Raw genomic sequence first — 26,590 nt, forward strand, 5'->3', positions numbered from 1 at the left:
CCTCAATCGTTATAGTGTAAGGCTTCTATGATGAAGGAAATTATTAAGAAAGGAAGTTTTGATTCTCTTTTTTGATGTATTGATAAATAGCGAGTAGTTGTATTAAAAATATCTCAACAAAAATGAAATCCGGGAAATAGTAAAGATATAGGATAATGTTAGCGGTATTTTGAAGTAAGATTACTCTTCATTCACACTAACTTCTGTTGGCAATATCCCAAACTGTGCTTTGAAACATTTTGTAAAATAGGAGGGAGAGGAGAAACCTACTTTATAGCAAACTTCGCTAACATTAGTAGAACCACTTTCTAAAATCTCCTTTGACTTTTGTAGTCTTATGTTTCTTAAAAACTGATTCGCCGTCTGCCCAGTAAGTGTTTTTATTTTTCTATAAAACTGACTTCTACTAAGATGTAATTCCGATGATAAGGACTCTACGCTTAAATTAGGATCACTCAGATTTTCATAAATATGATTTAAGACTTTCTGAATAAACTCCTTATCTAATGATGTATTATGCTCATTAATTTCTGCATCGCTGATATCTCCAAAATATTTATTAAAAAGTATTTGTCGAATGGTAAGCATTTGTGTTAGATATGATTTCAACACCCTCATATCAAATGGTTTGTTTAGATAAACATCTGCACCAGATTCTATACCTTTTAATTTATCATCTTCCATAGTTTTAGCAGTAAGCATAAGTATAGGAATATGACTCGTTTTTATATCTTTTTTTATCCTGGAACAAAATTCAAACCCATCCATTTCGGGCATAATTACATCTGTAATGATAATATCTGGCGCCTCTTTCTTAGCTATTTCCAGACCTTCATTTCCGTTTTTAGCTTCATAAACTTTATAGTGATTACTCAATTCGGTTTTAAGATAATTTCTTAATTCTGTATTGTCTTCTACAATAAGTAATCTATTGGATTTTTGTTCCTCTTCTATTTGCTCTTCTAAGTTCTGATTATGAACATGACTTATGAACTTAGTTTTTAGCAATACTTCCGAATCTTCTTCTTCAGATACCACTTCACTTTCCTTAAAATGTGATTTACCTAGTGGTAAGGTTACCGCGAAAGTAGTTCCTTCATTTACTACACTATCTACATCGATCTTACCTTTGTGTAATTCTACAAAACTTCTTACTACCTCTAAACCAATTCCTGTACCTCCATAATACCACTTGTTTAAGTTATCAACCTGATAAAATCGCTCAAATATTTTATCTACTTGTTCCTTTTTAAGTCCTGGTCCAGTATCGGAAATACTGATCTGAAAACTTTCGTTAGAGATGTTATTATCAAGATTATCCAAAAGCAGTTGCCCCGATTTTTTGATTCCAACTGTAATCTTACCTCCTTCTGGAGTTACCTTAAATGCATTAGACAACAGGTTAAAAACAATTTTTTCGAGCATGCCAACATCTACCCATGCAGTAAGCTCATTAACTTCTTTTTGAACATCGAGCGTTATTTCTTTATGTGAAGCTTCAATTACAAAATAGCTTACTATATCTCTAATGAACGCTATGATATCAACTTTCCTTGCCTTAACATTTAGTTTATTAACCTCTAATTTTCTATAATCCATTAATTCATTTATTAATCGATATAATCGATCTGTATTTTTATGGATTACCAAATGTTTTTCGGTGACTTCTTTAGGAAGATTTAGTTTTTCGTTTTTAAGTATATCTTCTATCGGATTAATGATAAGCGTTAAAGGAGTTCTAAACTCATGAGATATGTTGGTGAAAAACTGTAGCTTCTTATTATTTAATTCCTCTTCTTTAGCTCTTTTTTCTCTTTCGTATTTTATTTGCTGTTTTTCTTTAATCCTATTTTGGGTAACTTTATTAAGTATGTAAATCCCTAGTAAGAACAGCAAAATATATGATAATAAAGCAATATTAGTTTTCCACCAAGGAGGTAAGATTTTTATATACAGTTGTAAAGGTTTTTCACTCCACTGCCCATCATTATTAGCAACTTTTAAATTAAAAGTATAATCACCTGGATCTAGGTTTGTATAAGTAGCACTTCTCATATTACCCACATAATTCCAAGAATCATCTGCTAATCCTTCTAGATAATAAGCGTAAGTATTTTTTTCTGGACGTGTATAATTAATTCCTGTATATTCTATGGTAAAAACTGACTGCTCATTACTTAAGGATATACTATCTGTTTCGGAAATTACCTTAGTCAATGGCGATTCAGGATCATTAAGATTTACCTTTTTATTAAATAACTTAAAATCGGTAAGATGTAATTCTGTAGAACTATTATTGGTCTCTATACGTTCTGGGTTGAAATAATCGATACCATCATAATTTCCAAAATAAATAGTTCCTTGTTTGTCTATAAATGCTGCATTAAAATTAAAATCATTCGATAATAATCCATCGTTAATATTATAATCCGTAATGTTTCCATTATTAAGATCTAATTTATGAATTCCTGTATTCCCACTTGTCCAGATATTATTATTCTGATCTTCTATAATAGCAGAAACATTTTCATCTTCTAATCCATATAATTCGTCATACCAAGTAAAACTATACTTTGTTGGATCGTATCTACATAATCCTCCACCTCTTGTTCCAAACCAAACGGAACCATCTGAAGCTTCGTAAATAGATAAGATATGGTTAATGTTGGTTGCATTTTGGTTAGCATTCTTCATATTACCACCTAAGAATCGTACAGATAAATGACCATCATCTTTTTTATTAGCTATATACAAACCGTTGGTTGCCCCGATCCAAAGATTGTTATTGGAGTCAACCAACACTTTACGAATGTCACTAGTATGAATTCCATAGGTTGTAAATCCAACCGAATTATGATGCATAAACTTGGAAGTAGATGGATCATACGACATCAAACCGCCAAAAAAAGTACCTATCCATATAATACCATCTTTATCTTCTGCAAAACTTATAATACTATTAGATGAGAGATCTCCATTTGTATTTTCTATGGTATAATTAATAAATCTAGTTGTTCCTTTTTTGAGTAAAAAAAGACCACCACTCCAACTACCTGCCCATACATTTTCTTTACTATCAATAAAAATAGTCTGAATATCATAGGAAGTTAGATTCGAATAGTCTTTGGTATTGATCTTATTAATATGAATAAACTTCTGTGTCTTGGGGTTATAAACATCTATTCCGCCACCATCGGTACCAATCCAAAATAGACCTGATGCATCCTGAACAATTCCTGTTACAGATCCTGACTCTAAAGAGTTAGGATTACTGGTAAGACTTTCGATATTTTTAAACTTATCGTACAATTTATCATAAACTGCTATACCCTTATTATAATATCCCAACCATATCCTTTGATTACGATCCAAATACAGAGACCATATAGAATTTGATCGAATACTATTTTCATTGTTCTTGTCAAAAAGATAATTTTTAATGATGACACCTTTGTCAGTTATATGAAATAATCCGTCATTTTCGGTACCGATAAGAATAGTACCATCGGAATTGGTAATCATCGATAAGATTTTCTTTTTTGAAAAAAGAAAATTCTGAATTGTAAATCGATTTGAGTTAACAGTATAGATATTATAGACACCATCTGATATAGATCCTAGCCAAATATCATCAGCAGCAAAAAGAAGTTTTTGCAAAGGTGTTTCAATAGATGCTTTCCCATTTTCTGTTTCAAAAGTAGCTAGACCTAAGGTATTTGAAACGGGATCATACTTTCTTAAACCGTAATTAGTTGCCGCATATAAATTTCCTTTCTGGTCTACTTTCAGGTCATTAATATCTAATAGACTTCCTTTGTCGAGGTTTACGTTCTTAATTCGTTCTACTGTTTTCGTTTCAGGATCTAACTTAATCAAGCCTGTTTCGAAAGTTCCAACAAATAAATTTCCTTCTACATCCTCAACAATACTGCTGATTGCAATACTAGCTTGCTGTAATTCTCTTAACTGCTTTAGTATTTTGATTCTGATAAAATGATCCCGTTCTCGATCATAAAGGTCTAAACCATTTTCAGATCCAACCCAAAGTCTATTCTTTTTATCTACATAAGAACAATAAATAAAACTACCTCTTAAGGATGTGGTGTCTTTTAGATTGTGTTTGTAGGATACATAATCAATTCCATCATATCTCTTGATTCCAGCTCCTGCGGTTCCGATCCAGATAAAACCATTCTGATCCTGATTAATTACTGGAACTGCTATTTTAGATACACCATCTTTGACACTTACGAAATTAAAATGCTCAGATTTTTCTTGTGCTGTAAGACAGTTTACACAAGAATAGAATAATAGTACACTGAAGATGATCCAGTTGATATGTTCAAACTGGTATAATTTTAAAAAATTATATGTAGCATCTTCCTCGTAAAAACCCATTGACATTTTTGTTTGTTTTCCTAAATCTAATAAAAAATGCTCTCTTTTCATTTGTAATTGAAAACAACTTGATCTTTATTTCTAGCCGATATATCAAAAAAGTTCTATTCTGAAAATATAACATTTTTCACTTTTTTAAAAAAGCTTGGAAAGAAGCTATCTTCAATTGATACCGAAATAGTCTTTGTTATCACCCTGTAAAATAAGTTAATATAGAAACAACTACCACTACTAGTAGTACGGATAAAGCAATGTCAGTTCCAGTATAACTATTTTTTGTTTCATTCTTTTGTTCTGATGACAAGGTTCCAAAAGCAAGACCTCGAATGGTAGCATAATCAGGTGCTGTAGTTACCAAACTAGTGCCGATACATACAATTACTGAAAAAATAAACATAAAGATTGCCATGTGAGCAAAATTTATGGTTGCAAACTCATAAGCGAAACCTGACAAATCATCCTTCACAATCTCTGCAGTTATTCTTAGTGCTGCAACCAAGAGCCCAGAAAATAAAGTTACTATTGCCGCTTTCGAATTTACCCTTTTCCATATAATCCCCAGAATAAATACCGCTGTTATTGGAGGAGCTATATAAGACTGTACACTTTGTAAATATTGATATAAAACTCCTCCTCCTATTTTATTCATGATCGGAATCCATATAATTCCCAATACTACAACCAAAGCAGTAGCAACTCTTCCGATATTCAACAAATCCTTTTCTGGGGTTTGAGGTTTTAGTTTTTTATAAATATCAATAGTAAATATCGTAGAACAAGAGTTAAAAACAGATGCTAAAGAACTCATTAGTGCCGCCATCAAACCTCCTGCTACGAGCCCTTTTAAACCGGTCGGCAATAACGTTTTTACTAATACAGGAAATACCTCATCTGCTTTATCATAAGACAATACTCCTTGTTTAGCCAGAGCGAAAGCTATGATACCTGGTATTAGAAAAATAAAAATTGGTAATATCTTAAGATACGCTCCGAAAATTGCTCCACGTCTCCCAATTTTTATATTATTTGCAGCTAAAGTACGCTGCACTATATACTGATCAGTACACCAATACCAAATACCCACTATTGTTCCTCCAAACAACAATCCTGTCCATGGAAACTCTGGATCAGACATCGGTCTCCACATATTAAAATGATCAGATCCTGCTGTTGCTTTTAGGTTTTCCCATCCACCTACTTCTTGTAAACCTAAATAGGTTATAATGATAGAACCAGCTATCAATACGACTGTTTGTAATGTTTCTGTATAAATTACTGCCTTCATCCCTCCGACAATGGTGTATGCTCCCGTAAAAACTACGATACCAATAGCTCCATACCAAAATGGAATCCCTAATAACTCAGATACTACGATACCACCTGCATAAATGGTCACGGAAACCTTAGTTATTACATATCCGGCTAATGAAAAAACAGATAGAAACCAACGTGATCTGCTATCAAACCTTTTCTCCAAAAATTCGGGCATTGTAAATACTTTGCTTCTCATGTAGAAAGGCAAAAACAACCATCCTAGCAATAATACAATCCATGCATGCAATTCGTAATGTGCCATAGGCATACCAGATTCGGCTCCAGTACCTGCTAATCCCACAACGTGCTCAGAACCTATATTAGATGCAAAAATAGAAGCTCCAATTACAAACCAACCTACATTTCGACCTGCAAGAAAATAATCTGCAGTATCCTTATTTCTTTGTAATATCACCCATACAGCTACTCCAATAAGTGCTAAAAAGTATACTCCTAATACCACCCAATCCAATTGTTCTAAAACTGATTCCATAAATTGTTTTTGGTTATTATATAATTTAATGTTGATTGCTAATTTCAGTAATTTACAAGTAGACAAATGCTTCATATTTCCTTTTCAACAAAAAGGAAACATCACACAGCTGTTGCACTATCTTTAATTTCGAAAAGAATAGTTTAACAATTCATCTAATTTTTACTTAAAATTTTATTAAAGTCAAAACTATCTGTTGGGGTAGCAAACAGATAGAAAATTTGAAGCGAATGTTGTAAATTATGAAGCATTCAGTACATATAAGTTAGTTTGAAAAACTATTTATAAAGTTTTTATAAGGAGTAAGTTTCCAGAATCTTTAATTAGAATGCTTTTTATGGTCAATCAATCTTTTTAATTAGTTATTTACAATCAAATTTTATCATTTTTAAAATCTAACTTTTGTTTCTGCAAATACGAAAACCTTGATCAGGTCCGATGCCACTCGCTTCGAAGTAATCTCGATCACTGTTTTTAAAATAAACCTCGAGACCAATCCATCCACCGCCTCTTTGAGTACGAAATAACCCTCTTGGTATCCGCTCATCTTCATACCAATCATCACACCATTCTCTTACATTTCCAGTCATATCATAAACACCTAATTCGTTTGGTTTTTTATTATTTATAATATGTGTCCTACATTTATTTTTTTCTATAATTATATAATTCCATTGTTGGTCTAAGATAGTATCACCACTATTTCTCCAATACCAAGCGATATCATCGATCTTATTGCTACCGCTATAGATATAATTTTTACTCTGTTGTCCGCCACTCGCTACATATTCCCATTCGATTTCGCTTGGTAAACGATAACCATTTGCTTTTGGGTTTCTTTTCACTAACCACTTGATACTGTCAAATTGGGAAGTATTAAAAGAATCTGTAGAATCTTTGTAGATTTTATAATATGGTACTAAACCTTTTTGCTCACTTTTTTTGATACAAAACTCAACACAATCATACCAACTTACCATTTCTACAGGCAAACTATCACCTTTAAATTTGGATGGATTAGTTCCCATAATTGCTTTCCATTCTTTTTGCGTCACTTCATGTGCTCCTATATAAAAGTCTTTTACAGATACATTTTTATTATAAAGATTTGACTTGTTATTCTTAACAGAGCCACCCTTTATGAATACCAAATTATCTATATCATTTTTATTAAAATCTTCTTGGTTACAGGAAAGAAATACGATGATTATTCCAAGAAAAAAATAACTAAAACCCTTTTGCATATTCTGAATTAAAAACGAATTCTTATTGTTATTTTACTTAATGTGTTTAAAACAAAAAACATAAGATCTATACTCTACAGAATATGGATCCTATGTTTTTAAATCTAATTATATATAATCTACCATATACTGGCGTTGATTCTTCCCCAACCTCCTGTATACGATTCGATTCCAAACACTTGATAGTCAAAATTTCTTAGATTACCCTGATGACCACCATGCTGATTCCAATGGTTAATATGTGCTTGCATATTTACTTTCTGATTAGACCCTGTTGGAGCATTTCCGTGTTCACTAATATATTGGTAGAATGTTTTTGTTCCCAATATAGATGGAGCATTCGATCTTAATTGTTTTTTGAATTTGTAATTCTTACCGTTAACTCTATAATTTCTATTCTGATTTTGTCCAGGAATGCTCCCTTTTTCAACCACGTAGTATTCCATCAATGGCGTTTGTGTCCACCCATATACACCCACGAAATTGTATGATCCTTGTAGGGTTCCTATATTATAATTTATAGTTCTACCATTACCGGTACGCCACCCTTTACCTCCAACAATATCTTGATTATCCTTATATTCAATTTCGAAATTACCACTATACTGATTTGCATACGGAAAACGCAATCTACCCCAACCACCTTCTTTATAAATTGTCCAGAAATAACCTTTGTTATATCCATCTGTTCGGTTATCACTAATATATCCGTTACTATCTATTGACTTTTGTTCTAGTTCTGCAGTTTCTGGAAGATTGTCTGCATTTAAATCATCTGAACAACCAGAAAATAAAAACAAACAAAACAAGGAAGAAATACATAAATAAGTTTTCATAATTATATACGTTTTAGTTAAAATAATCCACATCTAATTATCTGCGCAGAATGATTATAAATATGAATGAATTTGTGTTAAAAATTTAGTTAATGCTCAAAATTATAACTCTATAATCGAATAGTTGTTAATTCGTATAGTTTAATAACAAATTCTACGAAAACTTTTCGTAAACATATAAACCCTTGTAAATCAAATAAATATTTCTTATAATTTGGAATTACCCCTATCTTTCTCTTGTAACAATAATCCTTTCCATTTGTTAATTGCTAAAAAACAAAATACTAACAAGTATTTAACTCTTTATCAAAAGACTTCTGAAATATTTGAAGCAATATGTGCAAATTTTGTTGCAATCCGAATATAGCATCATTGTAGATCGAATTTTTAAGATTATTTTACAAAAAGGGAAGTTTACATGAATTTTTATCAGCCATTTGTCCCTATTGGTTTTTAAAAAATTAGAAGTAAAAAGTATTCACTATCGTCATGAAAAAAAAGAGAATTACATTAAAAGATATTGCTAAAGAATTCAATGTTTCTATTGCTACAGTCTCAAAAGCTCTCAATGATAGCTATGAGATTAGCACCAGAACAAAATCTATGATTCAGGAATATGCAAAAGAATTAGAATATAAATCAAATAACAGCTTTTATAACAACGATAAACAAAGAAATACCAAAACAATAGGAGTGATTATTCCTAATATGCTCAATCATTTCTTTACCAAAGTATTTGTTGGTATCGAAAAAATTGCCACTCAGAAAGGATATAACCTCATAACTTGTATTTCTAATGAATCCCTAGAAAAAGAAATGACTGTAATGGAGCTTCTAAAAAACTCTGATCTAGATGGATTCATTTTATCTATTGCAGAAGAAACTCAAATCAAACAAGATTTTAAGCATTTTCAGAATGCCATAAATCAAGGTATTCCTATTGTAATGATTGATCGAATTACTGATGAGATAGAATGTGATAAAGTGATTGTTAATGATGAAGAAGGTTCTTATAATGCTGTAAATTATTTTATCAAAACCGGTTGTAAAAACATTGCAATTGTTTCTAACATTCATAAACTTAGTGTTGGAAAACTTAGGCTTAGTGGTTACAAAAGAGCCTTATTAGAAGCAGATATTCCTATTGATGATGACTATATTCTAAAAGTTGATGAGTTTAATGATGTAGATACATTGCTAAAAATACTATTAGACTCGAAAAAAGTAGATGCAATCTTATGCCTAGAAGAAGATTCTGCTATCAGTACTCTTAAAATGGTACTATACAAAGGATATAAAGTACCCGAAGATATTTCTATTATTGGATTTACCAACGGTGTGTTACCTCGCCATGTCACACCTTCTATTACTACAGTTAGTCAACATAGTACGTATCTTGGAGAAGCTGCAGCCAAAATATTAATTGATAAAATAGAAAACGAAAATATAGAAACTTCGCATACTACTAAGGTCATTAAAACAAATCTTATAGAAAGAGAATCTACCAGAAGAATGTAATTATAGCATTGATCAATAAAAACTCTCCTAAATTTATATTGCTAAAAACTTAAAAATAGTTCTATTCTCATATTTGTCATTTGCTTTTACCAAAGCAGATGGAAAATGATAGTGGTTTGGAGCATCGGGATAATTCTGGCACTCAAAACAAATCGCAGGGAAGCGACCATATATCGATTGATTTTTGAAATTCCAATCAGGAAAACTTTCAGGAGTATAGATAACTACTGCAGGTTGATTCGTCCTTACTTCCATTTTTAACCCACTTTTATCAGATACTAAACTAATTTTTGGAACTTGATTATCCACTTCTTTATTAGTTGAACTAAAAACAAAAGTGTCATCAATGAGTCCATAATTTTCCAAGCTTTGTAAACTCTTAGGTTCCAAAAAATCATACGGAGTTCCCATTACTGATTTTAATTGTCCTGTTGGTAATTGAAGTGCATCAACTTCTAAATAATCCAAACAACTTAGTTGCAAAGAATGGTCTAAAATACTTCCTGATCCATCTAAATTAAAATATGCATGATTTGTTAAATTAACAAAAGTATCTCTATCTGTAGTAGCATGATAGGTAATAATGAGTTCATTATCATTAGATAATTGGTACATCACTTTTACCCTTAGATTTCCTGGATATCCTTCTTCTAGATGTTTACTATCATAAGAAAAGGTAATAGTATTATCTCTTGTACTTTCTAACTTCCAAAACTTTTTATCAAACCCTTTTAAACCGCCATGCAGATGAACTTCATTTTGATGATATAATGCATACTGTTCATCGCCTATTTTAATCCTACCTTCTCTAATTCTACCAGCATATCTCCCTATCGAGGCGCCCAGAAACTTTGCACTTGGATGATAAGAAACCTCTTCATAATCTGCTACATTATCTAATCCTGCAATTACGTTGATCAAATCACCCTTTTTATTCGGAATCTCCAGACTTACTACAGATGCTCCATAATTAGTTACTGACAATTTAGCTCCATTTGCATTACCAAGCACTAGCGAAACGCAATCTGGATCATCCGACGTATATAAGGTATTTTGTATCATCTACATCTATTATAGAAATCGATTGTTTTTGATTAAATATATTGATTGATAATATTCTCGAATAATTCTTGTTTTCCGCTTGTTAAGGAAATTTCACCATTATCCAAAGCAATATTATAAAGATCATTTAATTGCAATGCTCCTCTTTCGAATTCTTTCCCTTTTCCTCCATCAAAAGAGCTATATCTATCTTTTCTTAATTTATCATAAGACGATGATGTAATGATTTTATCGGCTGTTATTAGAGCTCTTGCAAAGATATCTGCTCCTCCAATATGCGCTAAGAAAACATCTTCCATATCTGTTGAGTTTCTTCTGATTTTAGCATCAAAATTAACTCCTCCACCTTGCAATCCACCTGCTTTTAAGAAAACTAACATTGCTTCGGTAACTTCCAAAATATTATTCGGGAACTGATCTGTATCCCATCCATTCTGATAATCTCCTCTATTGGCATCGATACTTCCTAACATACCAGCACCTGCAGCTACTTCTATCTCATGCTGAAATGTATGCTGCGCTAACGTTGCATGATTTACTTCGATATTGATTTTAAAATCCTTATCCAATCCATGTTCTTTTAAAAACCCTATAGATGTTGCTGTATCAAAATCATATTGGTGTTTTGTAGGTTCCATTGGTTTCGGTTCTATAAAAAATGTTCCTTTGAAACCTTGAGATCTTGCATAATCCTTAGCCATTGTTAAAAACTGTGCCAAATGATCTAATTCTCGTTTCATGTCTGTATTTAGCAAAGACATATAACCTTCTCTACCACCCCAAAAAACGTAATTTTCTCCATCTAGGGCTATGGTTGCATCCAAGGCAAGTTTTACTTGTGCACCAGCTCGTGCTAACACGTTAAAATCTGGATTGGTAGCCGCACCGTTCATATATCTTGGATTCGAAAAGCAATTTGCCGTACCCCAAAGTAGTTTTATTCCAGATTCTTTCTTTTTCTCTTTTATATATTCTACAATCGTAGATAATCTCTTTTCTGATTCTAATAATGTGGGTGCTTCCTGTACAAGATCAAAATCATGAAAACAAAAGTAATCAAAACCCATTTTGCTAATGAATTCGAAAGCAGCATCTGCTTTATCTTTTGCAGCTTGAATCGGATCTGAAGACACATCCCATCCAAAATTTTGAGTTCCCCAGCCAAATGGATCCGATCCCTGTCCGCAGAAGGTATGCCAATAAGCAATCGCAAATTTAAAATGTTCTCTTAATGTTTTTCCAGCTACAACTTTTTCTGGATCATAATATTTAAATGCTAAAGGATTATCAGATTCTTTTCCTTCGTATTTAATTTGATCAATCCCTTTAAAATATTCTTGGTTTCCTAGTAGTATCATTTTTTATGAATTAAAATTCTATTAAGTTCGTTTTTCCATTTTTCATATGCTAATTGATAATCTTCACTATTTTTAAGTGGGTGAAAAGTCATTACCTTATCATTTTTAGCAATTGTTTTCTCAAAGCTATTACTCGTATTATGGGTTCTCCCAACAGCTCTTGCTGCTCCAATAGCACCAGTAGTATTATAAATTTCTATTTCTTGATTGATTAAAGTAGCTATGGTATTAGAAAATATCTCTGATCTAAATAAGTTATCATTTCCTGCTCTTAGCACTCGTATGTCTGCTCCATCATTCTTTAGGATCTCCATACCATATACAAAGGAAAATGCTATCCCTTCTAATGCTGCTCTACATATATGTGCCTTGGTATGTTTATTAAGGTTTATATTACACAATTGAGTCCCAATAGTGTTATTTTCAAACATTCGCTCGGCACCATTACCAAAAGGTATCAACTGCAAGCCATCGGCTCCCACGGGAGCTTCTGCAGCCAGTGCATTCATGGTTTGATAGGAATCTGATTCTAAGTGCAGGTTATTCTTAAGCCATCTATATTGAATTCCTGCACCATTGATGCATAATAATTTTCCTATTACTGGTTTATCAGTTTTATAATTTACATGCGCAAAATTATTATACTTAACCGGCTCGTTTCCTTGTAGCTTATCTGCAACAGCATAAATAACGCCTGATGTTCCTCCAGTAAGGGCAACTTCTCCTGGATTAAAAACATTTAAGGATAATGCATTATTGGGTTGGTCACCTGCTCTATAAAAAATAGGTATGCCTTCTTCAAGTCCACTTTCTTTAGCTCCTTTGGCACTGACCCTACCTTGATTAGAGAACGTATCTACAATATCCGGAATAAGAGCTGAATCAATATCATAATACTCTAAAAGCCATTCGGCTGGTTTTTGAGATATATAATCCCAAAGTATTCCTTCTGATAAGCCTGATATTGTGGTACAAATAGTATCCGAAAACTTATACGCTATATAATCTCCTGGCAACATAAACTTGTAGACTCTTTTATATATGTCGGGTTCATTATCTCGTACCCATTTTAATTTAGAAGCCGTAAAATTTGCTGGAGAATTTAGTAAATGCTCTTTGCATTTCTGAGCTCCTAAGTCTTCAAAAGCTTTATTACCAATAGTAACTGCTCTACTATCACACCAAATAATAGAATTTCTTAATAACTTACCATCATGATCCACTAATACAAGTCCATGCATCTGATAGGAAATTCCAATACCCAAAACAGATTCTGAAGAAATTGAATTTTCTTTTAATAATCGTTTGCTTGCAATACATACCTGTTCCCACCAATAATCAGGATCTTGCTCTGCCCAATTACTATTGACAGAGATAATGCTCATTTCCTGTTTTGGTTCATGAATAGAGGCTATGTTTTCGCCTGTAGTAGAATGAACTAAAGCAGCTTTTATCGATGAACTCCCAATATCGAATCCTATATAATACATATGCAGGTAAACTTGTTGTTTGTAAAAATCTAAAATCCTTAAAGTATTACTGCTATGGAACGTAAATTATGAACGAAAACTACTTAACAAGTTTTCGTAAAAAATGAAAAATTGTGAGTATAGATACTAAAAGGGAATCTTCTAAAAACGTAATTAAATATATTATGAATTTGTTTTCAATTACGTCAACTTAAAAATACCACTTTATGAAGAAAAAGTTATTATAAAAAAAACAACCCCTAGGTTAACTACTCCTAAGGGTCTGAATTGAAACTAAATTATAATATTTAACACAAACTCAACTTATACAATAATTATGATTGTTTCAATTTTGCTGTTTTTTCGATTAGGTTTTTACGCCGCGAATATAAGATCAAATCTTTATATATTCGAGCAAATTTTGAGTGGTAATGCACATTTAACGATGCCATAATATCTCTTTAAAATTATTGAGATTAACCCACTAAAAATCAGCGTTTACTATATATTAGTATCTTTTGCAGCCATTTTGTTACCATATTCTCAGTTTTTTTTGCCTACAAACCCAAAAAATTAATAATTTTTTAATAAAATTTAAGCAAAGTTTATGCCTAATCATGCTTAGAATGGTTAAAAATTCCTCAAAAAAATAACCCTTAGTACACGTTATACTAAGGGTCTTTTATTGAAACAAATCTGTACTAATAATAAATACACAAACTCAACTTTATTATTTATACTTATGATTTATGCTGTTTCAATTTTAATTGTGTTTTTGGTAAGATAAATCAAGACCCTCGAGATAACTACTCCTCAAGAGCCTTGACTTGATAAACAGTTTGTTTTGCAACAAACTCAACTAATCTGTTATAGCTTTGATAATTATGGTATCTAATTATTATTCGATAGTAAGATCAAAAGACTGAGCAATATCAGTATCTCCACCAGCATCAGCTAAAGTTCCATCATTTGGCTTTGTAGGCATATGACGTAAGGTAATAGTTAAACTACCTGTACTAGCATCTGTAGTAACTAATTCAAAAGCTAATCCTACAGGGTTTGTACCTGTTAATGGTGGATAGTCCGCTTCAGTATCAGTAGCTGCAGCTGTAGCATTAAGAGTACCTGCTACTTCAAAAAAGAATTGGTGCTCATCTGCTTCTTCTTCTATTTCTTCGTTAATTTCTTCAGCTGGCATTTCACTTTCATTTAATAATTCTATCGCACCTGTATACGTAGTGTTAGCTGCTAAAGATCCTGATACTTCTACAACTGGAGCATTAGGTCCGTCAGGACCATCTAGGTCAACAGAGGTTAAAGTAACTACATCTGTTCCCGCCGTTAAAGTAACGTTCATTGTTGTGATTACCTCTTCTTCATTTACTACAACAGGGTTGTCATCATCATCAGAACATGAAGATGCGAATAAGCCTGCAATTGCTAACATTGATAAAAATTTACGTGTGTTCATCATTTTAAAATTTAATAGTTAAAAGTTAATCTCAATAAAAAGTTCCGCCCCACTTCATCTGCGAAAAAGCGCTGACGGTTTAAATAGTTTCTGTATGTATTATTTGTAATATTATTTATGGTAACACCAATATTTAATTTATTCTGTTTAATAAACGGTACTGTCATATCTGCATTTAGATGCAAAAGATGATAATCACCTGGTGGTGTATTAATTTCGAGAAGCACATCTTCCTGTTCCTGTGGTGAAAAAACCATGATATTATCTGGAAATTCATTTTGTCTAAATGTATATTCACTTTCTAGACTTATTACTAGGTCATTCCAATTCTCTTTATGAAAAATTAGTGCATTGCTTACATTAGCCGCTGGTATATTAATCAGAGGAATTTCTGTTTCAATATCCCTCCCTTTTACTAAAGAAAAACTATGGTTTGTTTTCCAATTAGGAAACCATTTTTTATTCAGTTTAGCATCAATTCCTAATAATCTTGCATTTGTTTGTCTATATTCCCAAACTGGAAATGCTCCTCTAATCGACAATTCTACATCGGTAGGCTCTAAAACAATATAATCATTAATAAAATTAGCATATGGAGCTATTTCCCAACCCCAATTTTCATCACTCTTTTGAAAAGAAAATGAAACTTTGTGAGAAGTCTCTTGTTCTATTCTTAAATCTCCTAATTCTATTCTGGAAGCAGAATGATGCAAACCATCACTAAATAGCTCCGCAGGATTAGGAGCTCTTTGCGCCAACGCATAATTACCTCTTAGTTCATAGCTTTCTCCAAAAACATAATTAAAACCTGTTGTTGCGGAAATGCTATGATATTCAAATTTAGGATTTGTAAGCCATTGCGTACCTTCATCAGCAATGATAAGATCATTAAACTCTTGGTCATAACCTCGCTCTTCCCATCTAGTTTTTATATAAAACTTTTTAGCGTCTATTTGGTTATAATCATATCTAACCCCTGCATCGACAGTTATATTGTCATTGAGGTTGTATTTCCCAGTTACGAATAACCCCGCATCATATTTATCATAATCTGGAATTAACCTCCTTGCTCTTGTACTGGGATCGGCAAAATTATCCTGATAACGTACTAATAATCCGAAATCTAAATTGTAATCAAATTTAGAATCCAATACGAAATCAGAAGTAAGTGTATGTGTAGTAAGTTCTAAATCTAAACTAGGTATTTTTCTTAATTCTTCCGTTTGTCTAATATCAAACTCAAAACGCTGGTTATGCTGAAAATCATATTGTGTGGTCCATTTCCCCAATTTTTCGAAGCGTTTAAAGTAGCGCAGTCTCCCCAAATGATGGGTGACGTCTTGTTTTGGATTATCAATGGTATATGTAAAATCGTTTATCACAGAAGGTTGTCCACTATTTATTGATTCTATCAGATCATCTGCATTTCCAATATGAGATGCCGCCAGAACGCCTATTTCATTTTGGTAGTAAGAATAATACACATCCCATCCATTAGTAAATTTATTATTCCCAAAAGATAAAGATCCACCTCTCTCAAAAATACCCGTATTAGACAAAACATAATCAGGAGCTTCTACATCACCAAACCGTTTTAGGGTTCCTTGTGCCTTTAAAAACCATCCTGATTTATATCCTTTTATAATTTCAGAGGAAACCGTTGTTCCTCTTCCGTTAGAAGCACCTGTAATGATTGTTCTTCCTGTTAATGTATCTTTTGCAGGAACTTTATTAGGTTCCATAACAATAACACCTCCAATAGCATCTCCTCCATAACGCAGTGCTGCTGCTCCTTTAACGACAGTAAGATTACCTGCTGTATTGATATCGACATTGGGCGCATGTTCATCTCCCCATTCCATATCTTGCATTCGAACACCATTATTCATTATTAGTACTCTACTTCCGCTTAAACCTTGTATAATTGGTTTTACAATAGTAGAACCAGTATTAAGTGATGAAACCCCTGTAATTTCCTTAAGAGCATCTCCTAGGGCTGCACTGCTATATTTCTCTATAACATCCTTACTTATTGTCTCTTCTTGAGCAGAAGATGTTTTGGTACGCTTTTTACCAGAAACTTTTACTTCTTGCAATTCGTCTAAATGATGTTCTAAATAGAAATCTTTCTTAGTTACTTCAGCTACGTCTAAAGTAATCACTTGCGAATTACAATTTGGATGCGAAATCGTAAAAGCATACGCAACAGGACATAGATCAGAAATTATATAATTTCCTTCTTTATCAGTGACAATGGTTTGATCGTTAAATGTAATAGTTGCATCTTTTAAGGGGACACCATCATGAAAATCGATTACTCTTCCTGAAATACTAATTGTACAATCCTGAGCTTTCGAAATAAGAGTCCCTAAAATCGATACTAACACTAATGTGTATCTTTTCATGGGTAAAAATAAAACTGAAACTTGCTATCAATACAAGAGGGGAATATCCAAGATATAATGGATATTATGACATAGAGGTATTATGCAACAGGAGGAGCTTTGTTGGTTGGTAAGCATCCAAAATAAGAATCAAAATATCTGTTTACATAATTTGTTTTAACAATATCCAAAGAAACAACTGTTGGTTCCGGGATATCAATATCAGAAGAAAATAAAACATAATCATCTTCTGCTTGATCTAAAGTTAACAAACACAATGCACATTCAGAGTCTGTATCTTCATGACCAATTATGTGCAATTCCGCTAACTGAATTACACAAAAAAGTGCCAGAAAAACGGACGCAATTATGTGTTTATTTGACTTCATGACAGCAAATAAACGAAAAAAAGTTTAATAGATTTTATTTTTTAACCTCAATTCCTGTTAAAATGAAGTAAATTCTATGGATTTTTCAGTAATTATTGTTAAATCTTTAGGCATTTTATGGTGGTTCCAAGGATGTTTTGCTCCAAAAACATGATCTGCTTCATTAACCAAGAACAACTCACTTTCTGGATTCCATGTGTGTATTTCTTTTGCTTCTTGAACATCAACTGTAGGATCGGCAGTACCATGAATAATCAAATGAGGGATTCTGATGTTCTTTACAGCCCTAGCGATAGTAAGTCTCTCTTTATTTTCTTCATAAGAGGTATAAAACTGAAATTCGTGTGGCATTTTTTGCTTCGTTCTCCCATTCTCGATATAATATATTCCTTCTTTCTTCCAACGGTCAAATACCTCTCCTTTTGGGAACCTACTTTCATAATCTGAAACACTAGCCCAAGTGATTAATTTTGAAACTCTTTTGTCTTCTGAAGCTTTGATTGCCGTAATCCCACCGGCTCTGGAATGCCCTATGAGAATGATTTTTTGAGTATTGATAAACTTTTTGTATAAAGAATCTGAAGCGGCAACCCAATCTAACACCGAGGAAAGATCATCTAACTCGATCAGATAATTATTCTTTCCGAATGCATCTAGATCAGGAAAATCTATAGGTTCTTCTGTCGTTCCGCCATTATGAGAAAAATTAAATTTTATAAAGAAAAAACCTGCTTCCGCAAAATTCTCCGCAACCAAATCCCAAGCTCCCCAATCTTTAAAGCCTTTATAGCCATGACAAAAAATTACTACAGCTTGTTCCTTTTTCGTATCATCATAAAATACATCTGTAAGAATTGGTTTGTTATGTTTTCCTTGTACTATCTGATTCTTTACTTTTGTTATCATATTTCTTTTTCTATAAAGGGAAGATCCAAATTAGAGATTTCTGAGATCAATTTTTTAAGTTCGAGTAAGTATTCCTGAAATACTTCGGATGTAATTTCATAATCTACTTTACCTCTTACTGATGTTTTAGTTCCAAATTTCAAAAACCCTTCTTTAAGATTTTTGAATGAGATAATTCCTGCTTTAAACGGTTCTGATGCGCTATTCTCATTATATTGCATATAAGCATATGCCAATACTTGCACAGCCTTACTATATTTATAATCTTCTGTAAGTACGTTCCAATCCATTAATACTACATCGCTTTTCTGAACTTTTCCAGTTTTATAATCTATAATTCTCAGTTCTCCATCTAATTCGTCGATGCGATCCACTTTTCCTTTTATAAAAACAGGAAAATCAAGCTCAGGAATCTTGAGTTGAGTTTTCAAGTTACTTTCAATTGCTATAATTTTTAATGTTGATCCCGATTTTAATAACTTCTCTTCAGACTTTAAGAAATTATAGATATATCTCTTAGCTACTTCAAAAATTAGCAAATTTTTACCTTGTGTAATATCTAATTTCGAATACTCTTTACGAAAATGATATTTGATTTCTGTATCAATCTGGGCTATCATTGCAGTAATATCTTGTACAGAAACTAGTTTATTCTCTAAGGGTTTATATAGATTTTCTAGTGTGTTATGTATTACCGTTCCCAAAGTATTTGCCGCAATCGTTTCTTCTACCTGATCACTTTCTTGAATTCCTAATATATATTTATAATAAAAGTCTATAGGATTCCTAATATAAGTAGTCAAAGCAGAGGGAGATAATCCATTAAGCGCTAATTCCTTTATTTTAGCAAGAATAATATGGTCTTTTTTTATAGTAATTGGTTCTGCTTGTAATTTAGGTATCTCGGAAGATGCTATATAATTGGATATATTATGATTATCAATCTTGTCTATCTCCAATTGATATACAAACCTACTTTTTTCTCCTCCTCCAACTCCTTCGTCCTCGGTATTATAAATGAGATATACTTCTTTAGCTCTCTGAATTAAGCGATAAAAATGGTAGGTATAAATTGCATCTTTTTCCTTATATGTTGGCAAATTGTATGCCCTTTTAAGATCATAAGGTATGAAAGAATTCATATTTTTTCCAGCTGGTAACACCCCTTCATTAACAGAAGTTATAATTACCGTCTCAAAATCTAAACATCGTGATTCTAGCATCCCCATTAATTGTAATCCTCTAAAAGGCTCGCCTCTAAAATCCAGTGTGTCTGAATTCACAACATCCTTATACAAATAATATAAAGATGAAATGGTATTCACATATTGATATGTGCTGCAAAGTGTCAGTAATCTATTAAATACAAGATGAAAATGATAGACATACTCAAGTTCCATTGAATTTTGCTCCTTATCTAGATCGCCTTTCAATAGTTGAATGATTTTTCTGCAATTTTCTATAGCTTCTTGTGCATTTTTCCAAGGAGAAAAAAGCAATTCTATAACCTCTTTTTTAGCTTCACCTACATCGTCCTGAAGCTTTTCTAATGATATATATACTAAATTCTCTTTGGTAATTTTACCAATAAGATGGTTTCTTACATTACCTAATAACCACTGCGAAGCTTGATTATTTAATACTTCCAAAACTAGCTTATAATACAAGCCTTTAGGGTGAGTTGCTTTATGAAGGGCAAATAATAACTCAAAAAAAGATGAAAGAGGAACCTCTTTCAAAGGTAATCCCATGGTAATATTTAATGAATCAATAGAATCTGGCAATGAATTAAGTACAGGTAACAACAATGATTCATCTGCTAATACCAATGCTGTTTTTTCCAAGTCCTTTTGAGGAATACCGTTTAATATTTTACCTGCTAACTTTGCTTGCCCAACATTCTTAGGAACACCAATAAGATTTATCTCTTTATTCGATGAAAAATTATCTCGTATCCATTTAAAAGGATGTTCTTTGTAATAGTTCCAGTTGTTCTTATAATCTCTTAAAAACAAGGAAGCTTCATGATATCTATTATCTACAAAAAACGAATCTGCATCCCAGTATATATCAGCAATATTAGCTTCTAACAGGGATTGAAAAATAATCTGTTCGGCGTTATTTAGCGCATTAAAACCTACTAAAACATGTTTTTGTTTGGTGTGTTTTATATAATCTGATATATTTTCTGAGGCTCTTCGATACAACAAACCTTGATAACCCACTTTCTTTTTCAAAAGCTTATCTTTAAAATTGTTGTAATAATCATATAGGTTGTTCCAAAAACTTATGTATTTCTGTATAAGTTCTGTTTTCTCCTTTTGAAGATACCAATGGTTTAAATCTTGAATACTGGATAGATAAGAAAAAAAGCTTTTTTGATCTATACAATACCTATCGATTTCATTAAAGTCCTGTATGAGTGTTTGCGCCCAACTACTAAATACCTCTAGATTTTCTTTATCGAGATGCGTATGCGTAGTAAGATAGGTTTCATAGAAATCAAATAATGTTTGGATAGTATCTATCTGGCGTAATCCGGATAATTGAGTAATAAATTCTTCTATACTTAATATAATCGGAGCAAAAAATGTTTTATCTACATGCCTTTTTAATAATTCTCGTTTGAGAAAAAGTCCTGCTCTTTTACTAGGAAGAATAAAAATAAGATCACTTACATTATCATCCTTTTTTTCGATCTCTGATATGACTTCTTTTAAAAAACTATCCACTTACTAAAAATAAAAAACGTCCCGAATAATCGGGACGTTTTGTATATGTATTTATTAATACTTACTAAAGAATAATTACTTTACTAAGTTGATCTCTACACGTCTGTTTTGAGCTCTACCTTTTCTTGTTTTGTTAGAAGCGATTGGTCTGTCTTCTCCGTAACCAACAGCAGATAATCTAAACTGATCGATACCGTTACTAGTTAAGAAGTTCTTAACAGCGTTAGCTCTAGCATCAGATAATCTTTGGTTAGCTTTAGCAGCACCTTGGCTATCAGTATGTCCTTCTACTGTAAACTTAGCAGTTGGATACTCTTTTAAGATACCAATGATATCATTTAATACTTTAGTAGACTGATCTTTGATAGTAGATTTACCAGAATCAAATAATACTTGAGCAGCGTACTCATTTAATGTCTTTTGGATCTCTTCAGTTACCTCAGGACATCCGTTGTTAGCTACAGTACCAGCAACATCTGGACAGTTATCATCTTTATCTAATACTCCGTCACCATCTTTATCTTGGTAAGGACATCCGTTGTTTGCTGCAGGACCTGCTTCATTTGGACAACCATCTTTAGAATCAGTGATTCCATCACCGTCTGCATCAGGACATCCGTTTAAGTTAGCTAAACCAGCAACTGTAGGACACTCATCTTTAGGATCAGGGATTCCGTCACCGTCAGTATCAGCACATCCATTAAATTCTGCAGTACCAGCAACATCTGGACAGTCATCTTTAGCGTCAGTGATTCCATCACCGTCAGTATCAGGACATCCGTTAAATTCTGCTAAACCAGGAACGTCGATACACTCATCATCTTTGTCGAATACACCGTCTCCATCGGTATCTTTACCTCCGAAAGCGAAAGTAAGACCAGCAGAGTGTTGGAAGTGAGTTGGAGGATAAGCTCCAGTCTCGTAATCTTCGAATACATGCTTATAAGTAGTTTGTAAATTGAAAGCTAAGTTTTCAGTTAACCAAACATTAACACCTAAAGAACCATTTAAAGTTCCAGCACCAATCTCATCAACCCAAGTGTAACCTCCACCTACACCTAAGTAAGGATCAAACCATTTAGATTTTAAAGCGTTTTTGAAGCTATAGCTAATTCTACCGTCAGCAGCGTAGTATGATAAATCATCAACGGTTACATCAGTTCCGTCAGCTGTTTCTCCAAATTTGTCAATTCTGTTAACTGTACCTGCAACGGTAAATGTAAATCCATCTCCTATATATCTACCAACAGATAATTTAGAAACAGATGGAAGAATATTCCAGTGGTCACTAGCGTTAAAAAACTCGTCAAAGATCTCCCCTTGTACAGGTAAATCTCCTCCGGTAGGAAATATATCAACAGCATTAACGCCAATCGATACAGCCCAAGGGTTGTTTTCATCCTGTGCATTCGCAGTACTAAACCCAAGTACTAATAACGAAGCCACTAAAAATCTGCTAAGATGTTTCATATTCAATAATTTAATTTTTAAGTGTTAATTAGAGCAAATGTAATATGTTAAAAATTACTGTCAAAGACAAAACTAATAAATTTTTCTTAATAGGCCAGTGTCTATCGACCTTTGCGAAGTTTTTAAGGTTTAATTTTACCTTATCAAGAACCCCTCAAATGTGAAAAAAACCACCTAACTAAGTAAAATTTAATGCTATAATTTTCTTAATTACGCTACAATTATAAGATAAAAATATTTTTTATCCGTAAAATTCTACTAGTAATTGCGAAAATAATTGTTAATTAAACATATTTTAGAATGATTTTATCGTTGAAATACACTAAAATCTTATTTTCCACTTCATATCCCATTTGTTGAAGCAGAAAACCGTAAGTTTCTATTTGCTTTGAATGTGCCGAATTATATTCTCCAGTTTTGTAATCCAGTATTGTTGCTTTATTCTCGGAATTTATTTGCACTCTATCTGGTCTATATATATTACCGCCTGAAATAATATCTCTTTCATTTAATATGGTATACTCTTCAGAAAAATATGTACTCAACTCAGGATGTTCAATAACCTTTTTAATATCATTATATATTGAATTCTTCTCTAGATGGTTAATTAACCCTGTTTCGAAAGCCTTTTCTACCGCTTCATCAATATCCCCGTGAATAACAATAGAAGCCATCATTTCATGAATAATGTTACCTTTTTCTATAGCTGTTTCTTGATCTGTTTCCCAAAGTTTGCCAGCATTAGTTACAATATTTACTTTATATTTCTTTTTAGAACTTTGTAAATTACTAAGTGTAAAGTTTTTTGTTTTAGTGCTATCTAATTGTTCTTCTTGAAACGGTTTTTCATCTATTCCAAAAGTATAAATAGATTCTTCGTCATTCCATTTGCCAATATGTTTTAGATAATTGATAAGCTTACCAGAAAACTTATTCGGATTGGTTTCTCCTTTAGAATTTATTTCAGTTTTGGAAATAACATACAATTGCTCTTCTGCTCTTGTTAATGCAACATATAAAAGATTAAATGCATCTAATTCTAATTGGGATTCACGTTCCTGAACTATTTTTGCTCCTTTTGTTCCCAGCTCGGATAATTCCTTATTGTAACTTATAAATACCTCCTCGAAAGCATTGAAGTCTTTTTTTGATACTGGCAACCAAGATTTGGGCTCAATTTCTCTATATATGTCGATATTCGCATATGGATAAATCACACAAGGAAATTCTAATCCTTTGGATTTATGTATGGTCATAATTCGAATCGCCTCTTCTCCTTCGGGAGCTATGATACTTAACTTTTCCTTTTTCTGTTCCCAATATGACAAAAACCCAATGATACCTTCAGCTTGTTTTTGAGTGTATCCAAAAACCGTGTCTAAAAAAAACTGAACATAAGCAGGCGACACCTTAGATAACTCAAAAGAGTTAATGATATATTCTACCGCTTCATAAAAAGGTTTGATTTCTAATTGATAAAAGCTAAAATCAATTCCTAAAATCTTCAATTCATCACAGAATTCTTGCCGACTATTAAAAATCAATTTATCAAAAAAACTATGTTTTTGTGTAATAGAGAATTGCTCTGCAATAAAATATAAGACATTAGTTTTAGCAGAAAGCTCATGAGGGTATATGAACCAGGTAAGCATATTCACAATAAAACCAACTCTTGGATCATTTTTAAGCAACAAGGTTTCGGAAGAAACAATAGGAACGCCTTTTTCAGTTAGAAAATCTGCTATTAACGTTCCTTCTTTTTGTTTTCTTGTTAAAATACAAATTTCATTTAACAGATATCCTTTTTCTTGCAGCTCTAAAACATATTCATATACTTTTTCTGGATAAACCTCATTTTCCTCTGCAATATTATTAGCCGAAATAAAAGAAAGATGTACAAAACCTTTTTTCTTAGTATTATACTCTTGATTATTTCCTAATAGGTATAATTTTTTGTGAAGATCGTTACTAAAGTCATTAGATAAAAAGGTAAAGAAGTCATTATTGAATTTTATGATTTCTTGATGGCTACGATAGTTTCTTGGTAAATTTAGAACCTGTTTTTCTTGTACCGAAAACGGATTATGATCTAATGACAAGTCAATAAACTGTTCTGCTTTTCCTCCTCGCCACCTGTAAATTGCTTGTTTAGCATCGCCAACAATTGTTACCTGACCTCTTTTACCACTTAACGTTTCTGAAGAAATTGCATTATCAATTAATGGTATTATATTATTCCATTGCAATTCGGAAGTGTCTTGGAATTCATCTATAAAATAATCTCTATATCGTTCTCCTAGACGTTCGTAAATAAAAGGTGCAGGTTGATCTTGAATGGCCTCACTAATAATTTTATTAAATTCAGAAATTAATAAAATACTTCTTTCTTTTTTTATTTCCTGAAGTTCTTTATTAATGAGATTTAGTACAGAAAGGGGAATTAAATTTCTGATAATATTATCATACAACTTTATATGTACTATTTGCTCTTTTGTGTCTAAAAAAGCACGTTCGATATCATCCCGAAGACCGTCTATGCTTTTCTTTTTGTAATCCTCTAACTTAGCATTGTAGAATGATGCAGACTGAATATTTTGTTTCCAAGCGGCTTTAAAATCAACTTTTAAGTCTCCTTCTGCTAATTTTTTAAAATGCCCTGGAACTGATCCTCTAGTAAAATCTTTATGTTCTAGACCTTGCTCTTCTATTTTTTTCAAAATATCTTCAGAACTCGAAATAATACCCGTTTTTAATTCTGAAATTTTTTGTCCCAGACTTTTCTTAAAACTTTCGAAATCCTCAGAGGTTTTTTGAGCAAGTTTATCCAGATGCATTCTATCATTCTCACTAAACAATAGGCGCGCTACTTTGTTTAATTCTACAGTAATATCCCAATTTTTATCGTCTTCCAATTTGCTAAGCGCAAAATCGATAATAATATCTGTTAACATTTTATCGTCACCAACCTTAGCAATAACAGCATCCACGGATTCTTCAATCAAGGATTCAGTATCCATTTCAATTTCAAAATTCATAGGAATCCCTAAATCTCGAGCAAAAGTGCGGATAACTCTATGAGTAAAGGTGTCTATAGTGACAATATCAAAAGCAGCATAATTGTGTAAAATACTTTTTAGAATTCTATCTGATTTTTGTTTTATTATATGCTCTTCAATTTTTGTTTCCTGAACAATATCATTTAATAAGTATTCATATTTAGCTACTGGATTTTCCTGACTTATTCCAACAAGATTTTCTAAAACTCTTGTTTTCATTTCTGCAACTGCCTTATTCGTAAAAGTAATTGCTAAAATATTCTTGTAAGTATCCTTAAATTCTCCTGTTAAAAGAGCTATTAAGTAAGCTTTAACCAAGGTATAGGTTTTTCCAGCTCCAGCAGCAGCATTATAAATTGTAAAAGGGTACTTAGAATTCAATAGTTTGTTTTTTTACTAAAGTATCAAAAAAGACTATTTTTCAAACATGAATCACTCGTAAAAATGAATTAGACTACGATATTAATTAATGAAATGGAAAAATTTTGAT

General features: G+C 32.3%; 15 protein-coding genes. 1 reads left to right on the plus strand and 14 read right to left on the minus strand.

Annotation, left to right across the window (positions count from 1 at the left end; translation table 11 throughout):
- Window positions 1-180: 180 nt before the first annotated feature.
- The 4 genes from Q1B37_RS16115 to Q1B37_RS16130 form a co-directional block, all read right to left on the minus strand.
- Window positions 181-4,449: a hybrid sensor histidine kinase/response regulator transcription factor gene (locus tag Q1B37_RS16115; protein WP_299900162.1), complete on the minus strand. Its 4,269-nt coding sequence runs from the start codon at window positions 4,447-4,449 to the stop codon at window positions 181-183.
- A 139-nt stretch (window positions 4,450-4,588) separates the two neighbouring features.
- Window positions 4,589-6,205, minus strand: a complete 1,617-nt coding sequence (locus tag Q1B37_RS16120; protein WP_299900164.1) for a sodium:solute symporter — start codon at window positions 6,203-6,205, stop codon at window positions 4,589-4,591.
- Between the two features lie 395 nt (window positions 6,206-6,600).
- The gene (locus Q1B37_RS16125; RefSeq protein WP_299900167.1) at window positions 6,601-7,449 is read right to left on the minus strand and encodes a formylglycine-generating enzyme family protein; all 849 of its coding nucleotides are present in this window, start codon (window positions 7,447-7,449) and stop codon (window positions 6,601-6,603) included.
- 119 nt (window positions 7,450-7,568) lie between these two features.
- Window positions 7,569-8,285, minus strand: coding sequence for a glycoside hydrolase family 11 protein (locus Q1B37_RS16130; RefSeq protein ID WP_299900170.1), 717 nt, complete (start codon window positions 8,283-8,285; stop codon window positions 7,569-7,571).
- Between the two features lie 489 nt (window positions 8,286-8,774).
- On the opposite strand from Q1B37_RS16130, the gene Q1B37_RS16135 reads away from it, so the two are divergent.
- Complete coding sequence (locus tag Q1B37_RS16135; RefSeq protein ID WP_299900173.1) at window positions 8,775-9,803, plus strand: LacI family DNA-binding transcriptional regulator; 1,029 nt, start codon at window positions 8,775-8,777, stop codon at window positions 9,801-9,803.
- A gap of 33 nt (window positions 9,804-9,836) precedes the next feature.
- Here the strand turns inward: Q1B37_RS16135 and Q1B37_RS16140 are convergent, their stop codons facing one another.
- The 10 genes from Q1B37_RS16140 to Q1B37_RS16185 form a co-directional block, all read right to left on the minus strand.
- Window positions 9,837-10,865: an aldose epimerase family protein gene (locus tag Q1B37_RS16140; protein WP_299900176.1), complete on the minus strand. Its 1,029-nt coding sequence runs from the start codon at window positions 10,863-10,865 to the stop codon at window positions 9,837-9,839.
- 32 nt (window positions 10,866-10,897) lie between these two features.
- Window positions 10,898-12,223 carry a xylose isomerase gene (gene xylA / locus Q1B37_RS16145; RefSeq protein WP_299900179.1) on the minus strand — a complete coding sequence of 442 codons (1,326 nt, stop codon included), beginning with the start codon at window positions 12,221-12,223 and terminating at the stop codon, window positions 10,898-10,900.
- Entirely contained in the window at window positions 12,220-13,713 is a 1,494-nt protein-coding gene (locus tag Q1B37_RS16150; protein WP_299900182.1) for an FGGY family carbohydrate kinase, read from the minus strand. The genes xylA and Q1B37_RS16150 overlap by 4 nt, the downstream gene beginning before the upstream one ends.
- Before the next feature lie 877 nt (window positions 13,714-14,590).
- Window positions 14,591-15,163 carry a type 1 periplasmic binding fold superfamily protein gene (locus Q1B37_RS16155; protein WP_299609894.1) on the minus strand — a complete coding sequence of 191 codons (573 nt, stop codon included), beginning with the start codon at window positions 15,161-15,163 and terminating at the stop codon, window positions 14,591-14,593.
- 11 nt (window positions 15,164-15,174) lie between these two features.
- A complete protein-coding gene (locus Q1B37_RS16160; protein WP_299900185.1) occupies window positions 15,175-17,568 on the minus strand; it encodes a TonB-dependent receptor in 2,394 nt (797 codons plus the stop codon).
- Between the two features lie 80 nt (window positions 17,569-17,648).
- The gene (locus Q1B37_RS16165; protein ID WP_299609890.1) at window positions 17,649-17,936 is read right to left on the minus strand and encodes a hypothetical protein; all 288 of its coding nucleotides are present in this window, start codon (window positions 17,934-17,936) and stop codon (window positions 17,649-17,651) included.
- Window positions 17,937-17,993: 57 nt separating this feature from the next.
- Entirely contained in the window at window positions 17,994-18,842 is an 849-nt protein-coding gene (locus Q1B37_RS16170) for an alpha/beta fold hydrolase (protein ID WP_299900188.1), read from the minus strand.
- A complete protein-coding gene (locus tag Q1B37_RS16175) occupies window positions 18,839-21,574 on the minus strand; it encodes a PD-(D/E)XK nuclease family protein (protein ID WP_299900191.1) in 2,736 nt (911 codons plus the stop codon). The genes Q1B37_RS16170 and Q1B37_RS16175 overlap by 4 nt, the downstream gene beginning before the upstream one ends.
- Window positions 21,575-21,649: 75 nt before the next feature.
- Complete coding sequence (locus tag Q1B37_RS16180) at window positions 21,650-23,044, minus strand: OmpA family protein (protein ID WP_299609883.1); 1,395 nt, start codon at window positions 23,042-23,044, stop codon at window positions 21,650-21,652.
- Window positions 23,045-23,328: 284 nt separating this feature from the next.
- Window positions 23,329-26,481 carry an exodeoxyribonuclease V subunit beta gene (locus tag Q1B37_RS16185; protein WP_299900194.1) on the minus strand — a complete coding sequence of 1,051 codons (3,153 nt, stop codon included), beginning with the start codon at window positions 26,479-26,481 and terminating at the stop codon, window positions 23,329-23,331.
- Window positions 26,482-26,590 lie beyond the last annotated feature (109 nt).

The organism is uncultured Aquimarina sp., from assembly GCF_947492965.1.
Classification (GTDB): Bacteria; Bacteroidota; Bacteroidia; order Flavobacteriales; family Flavobacteriaceae; genus Aquimarina.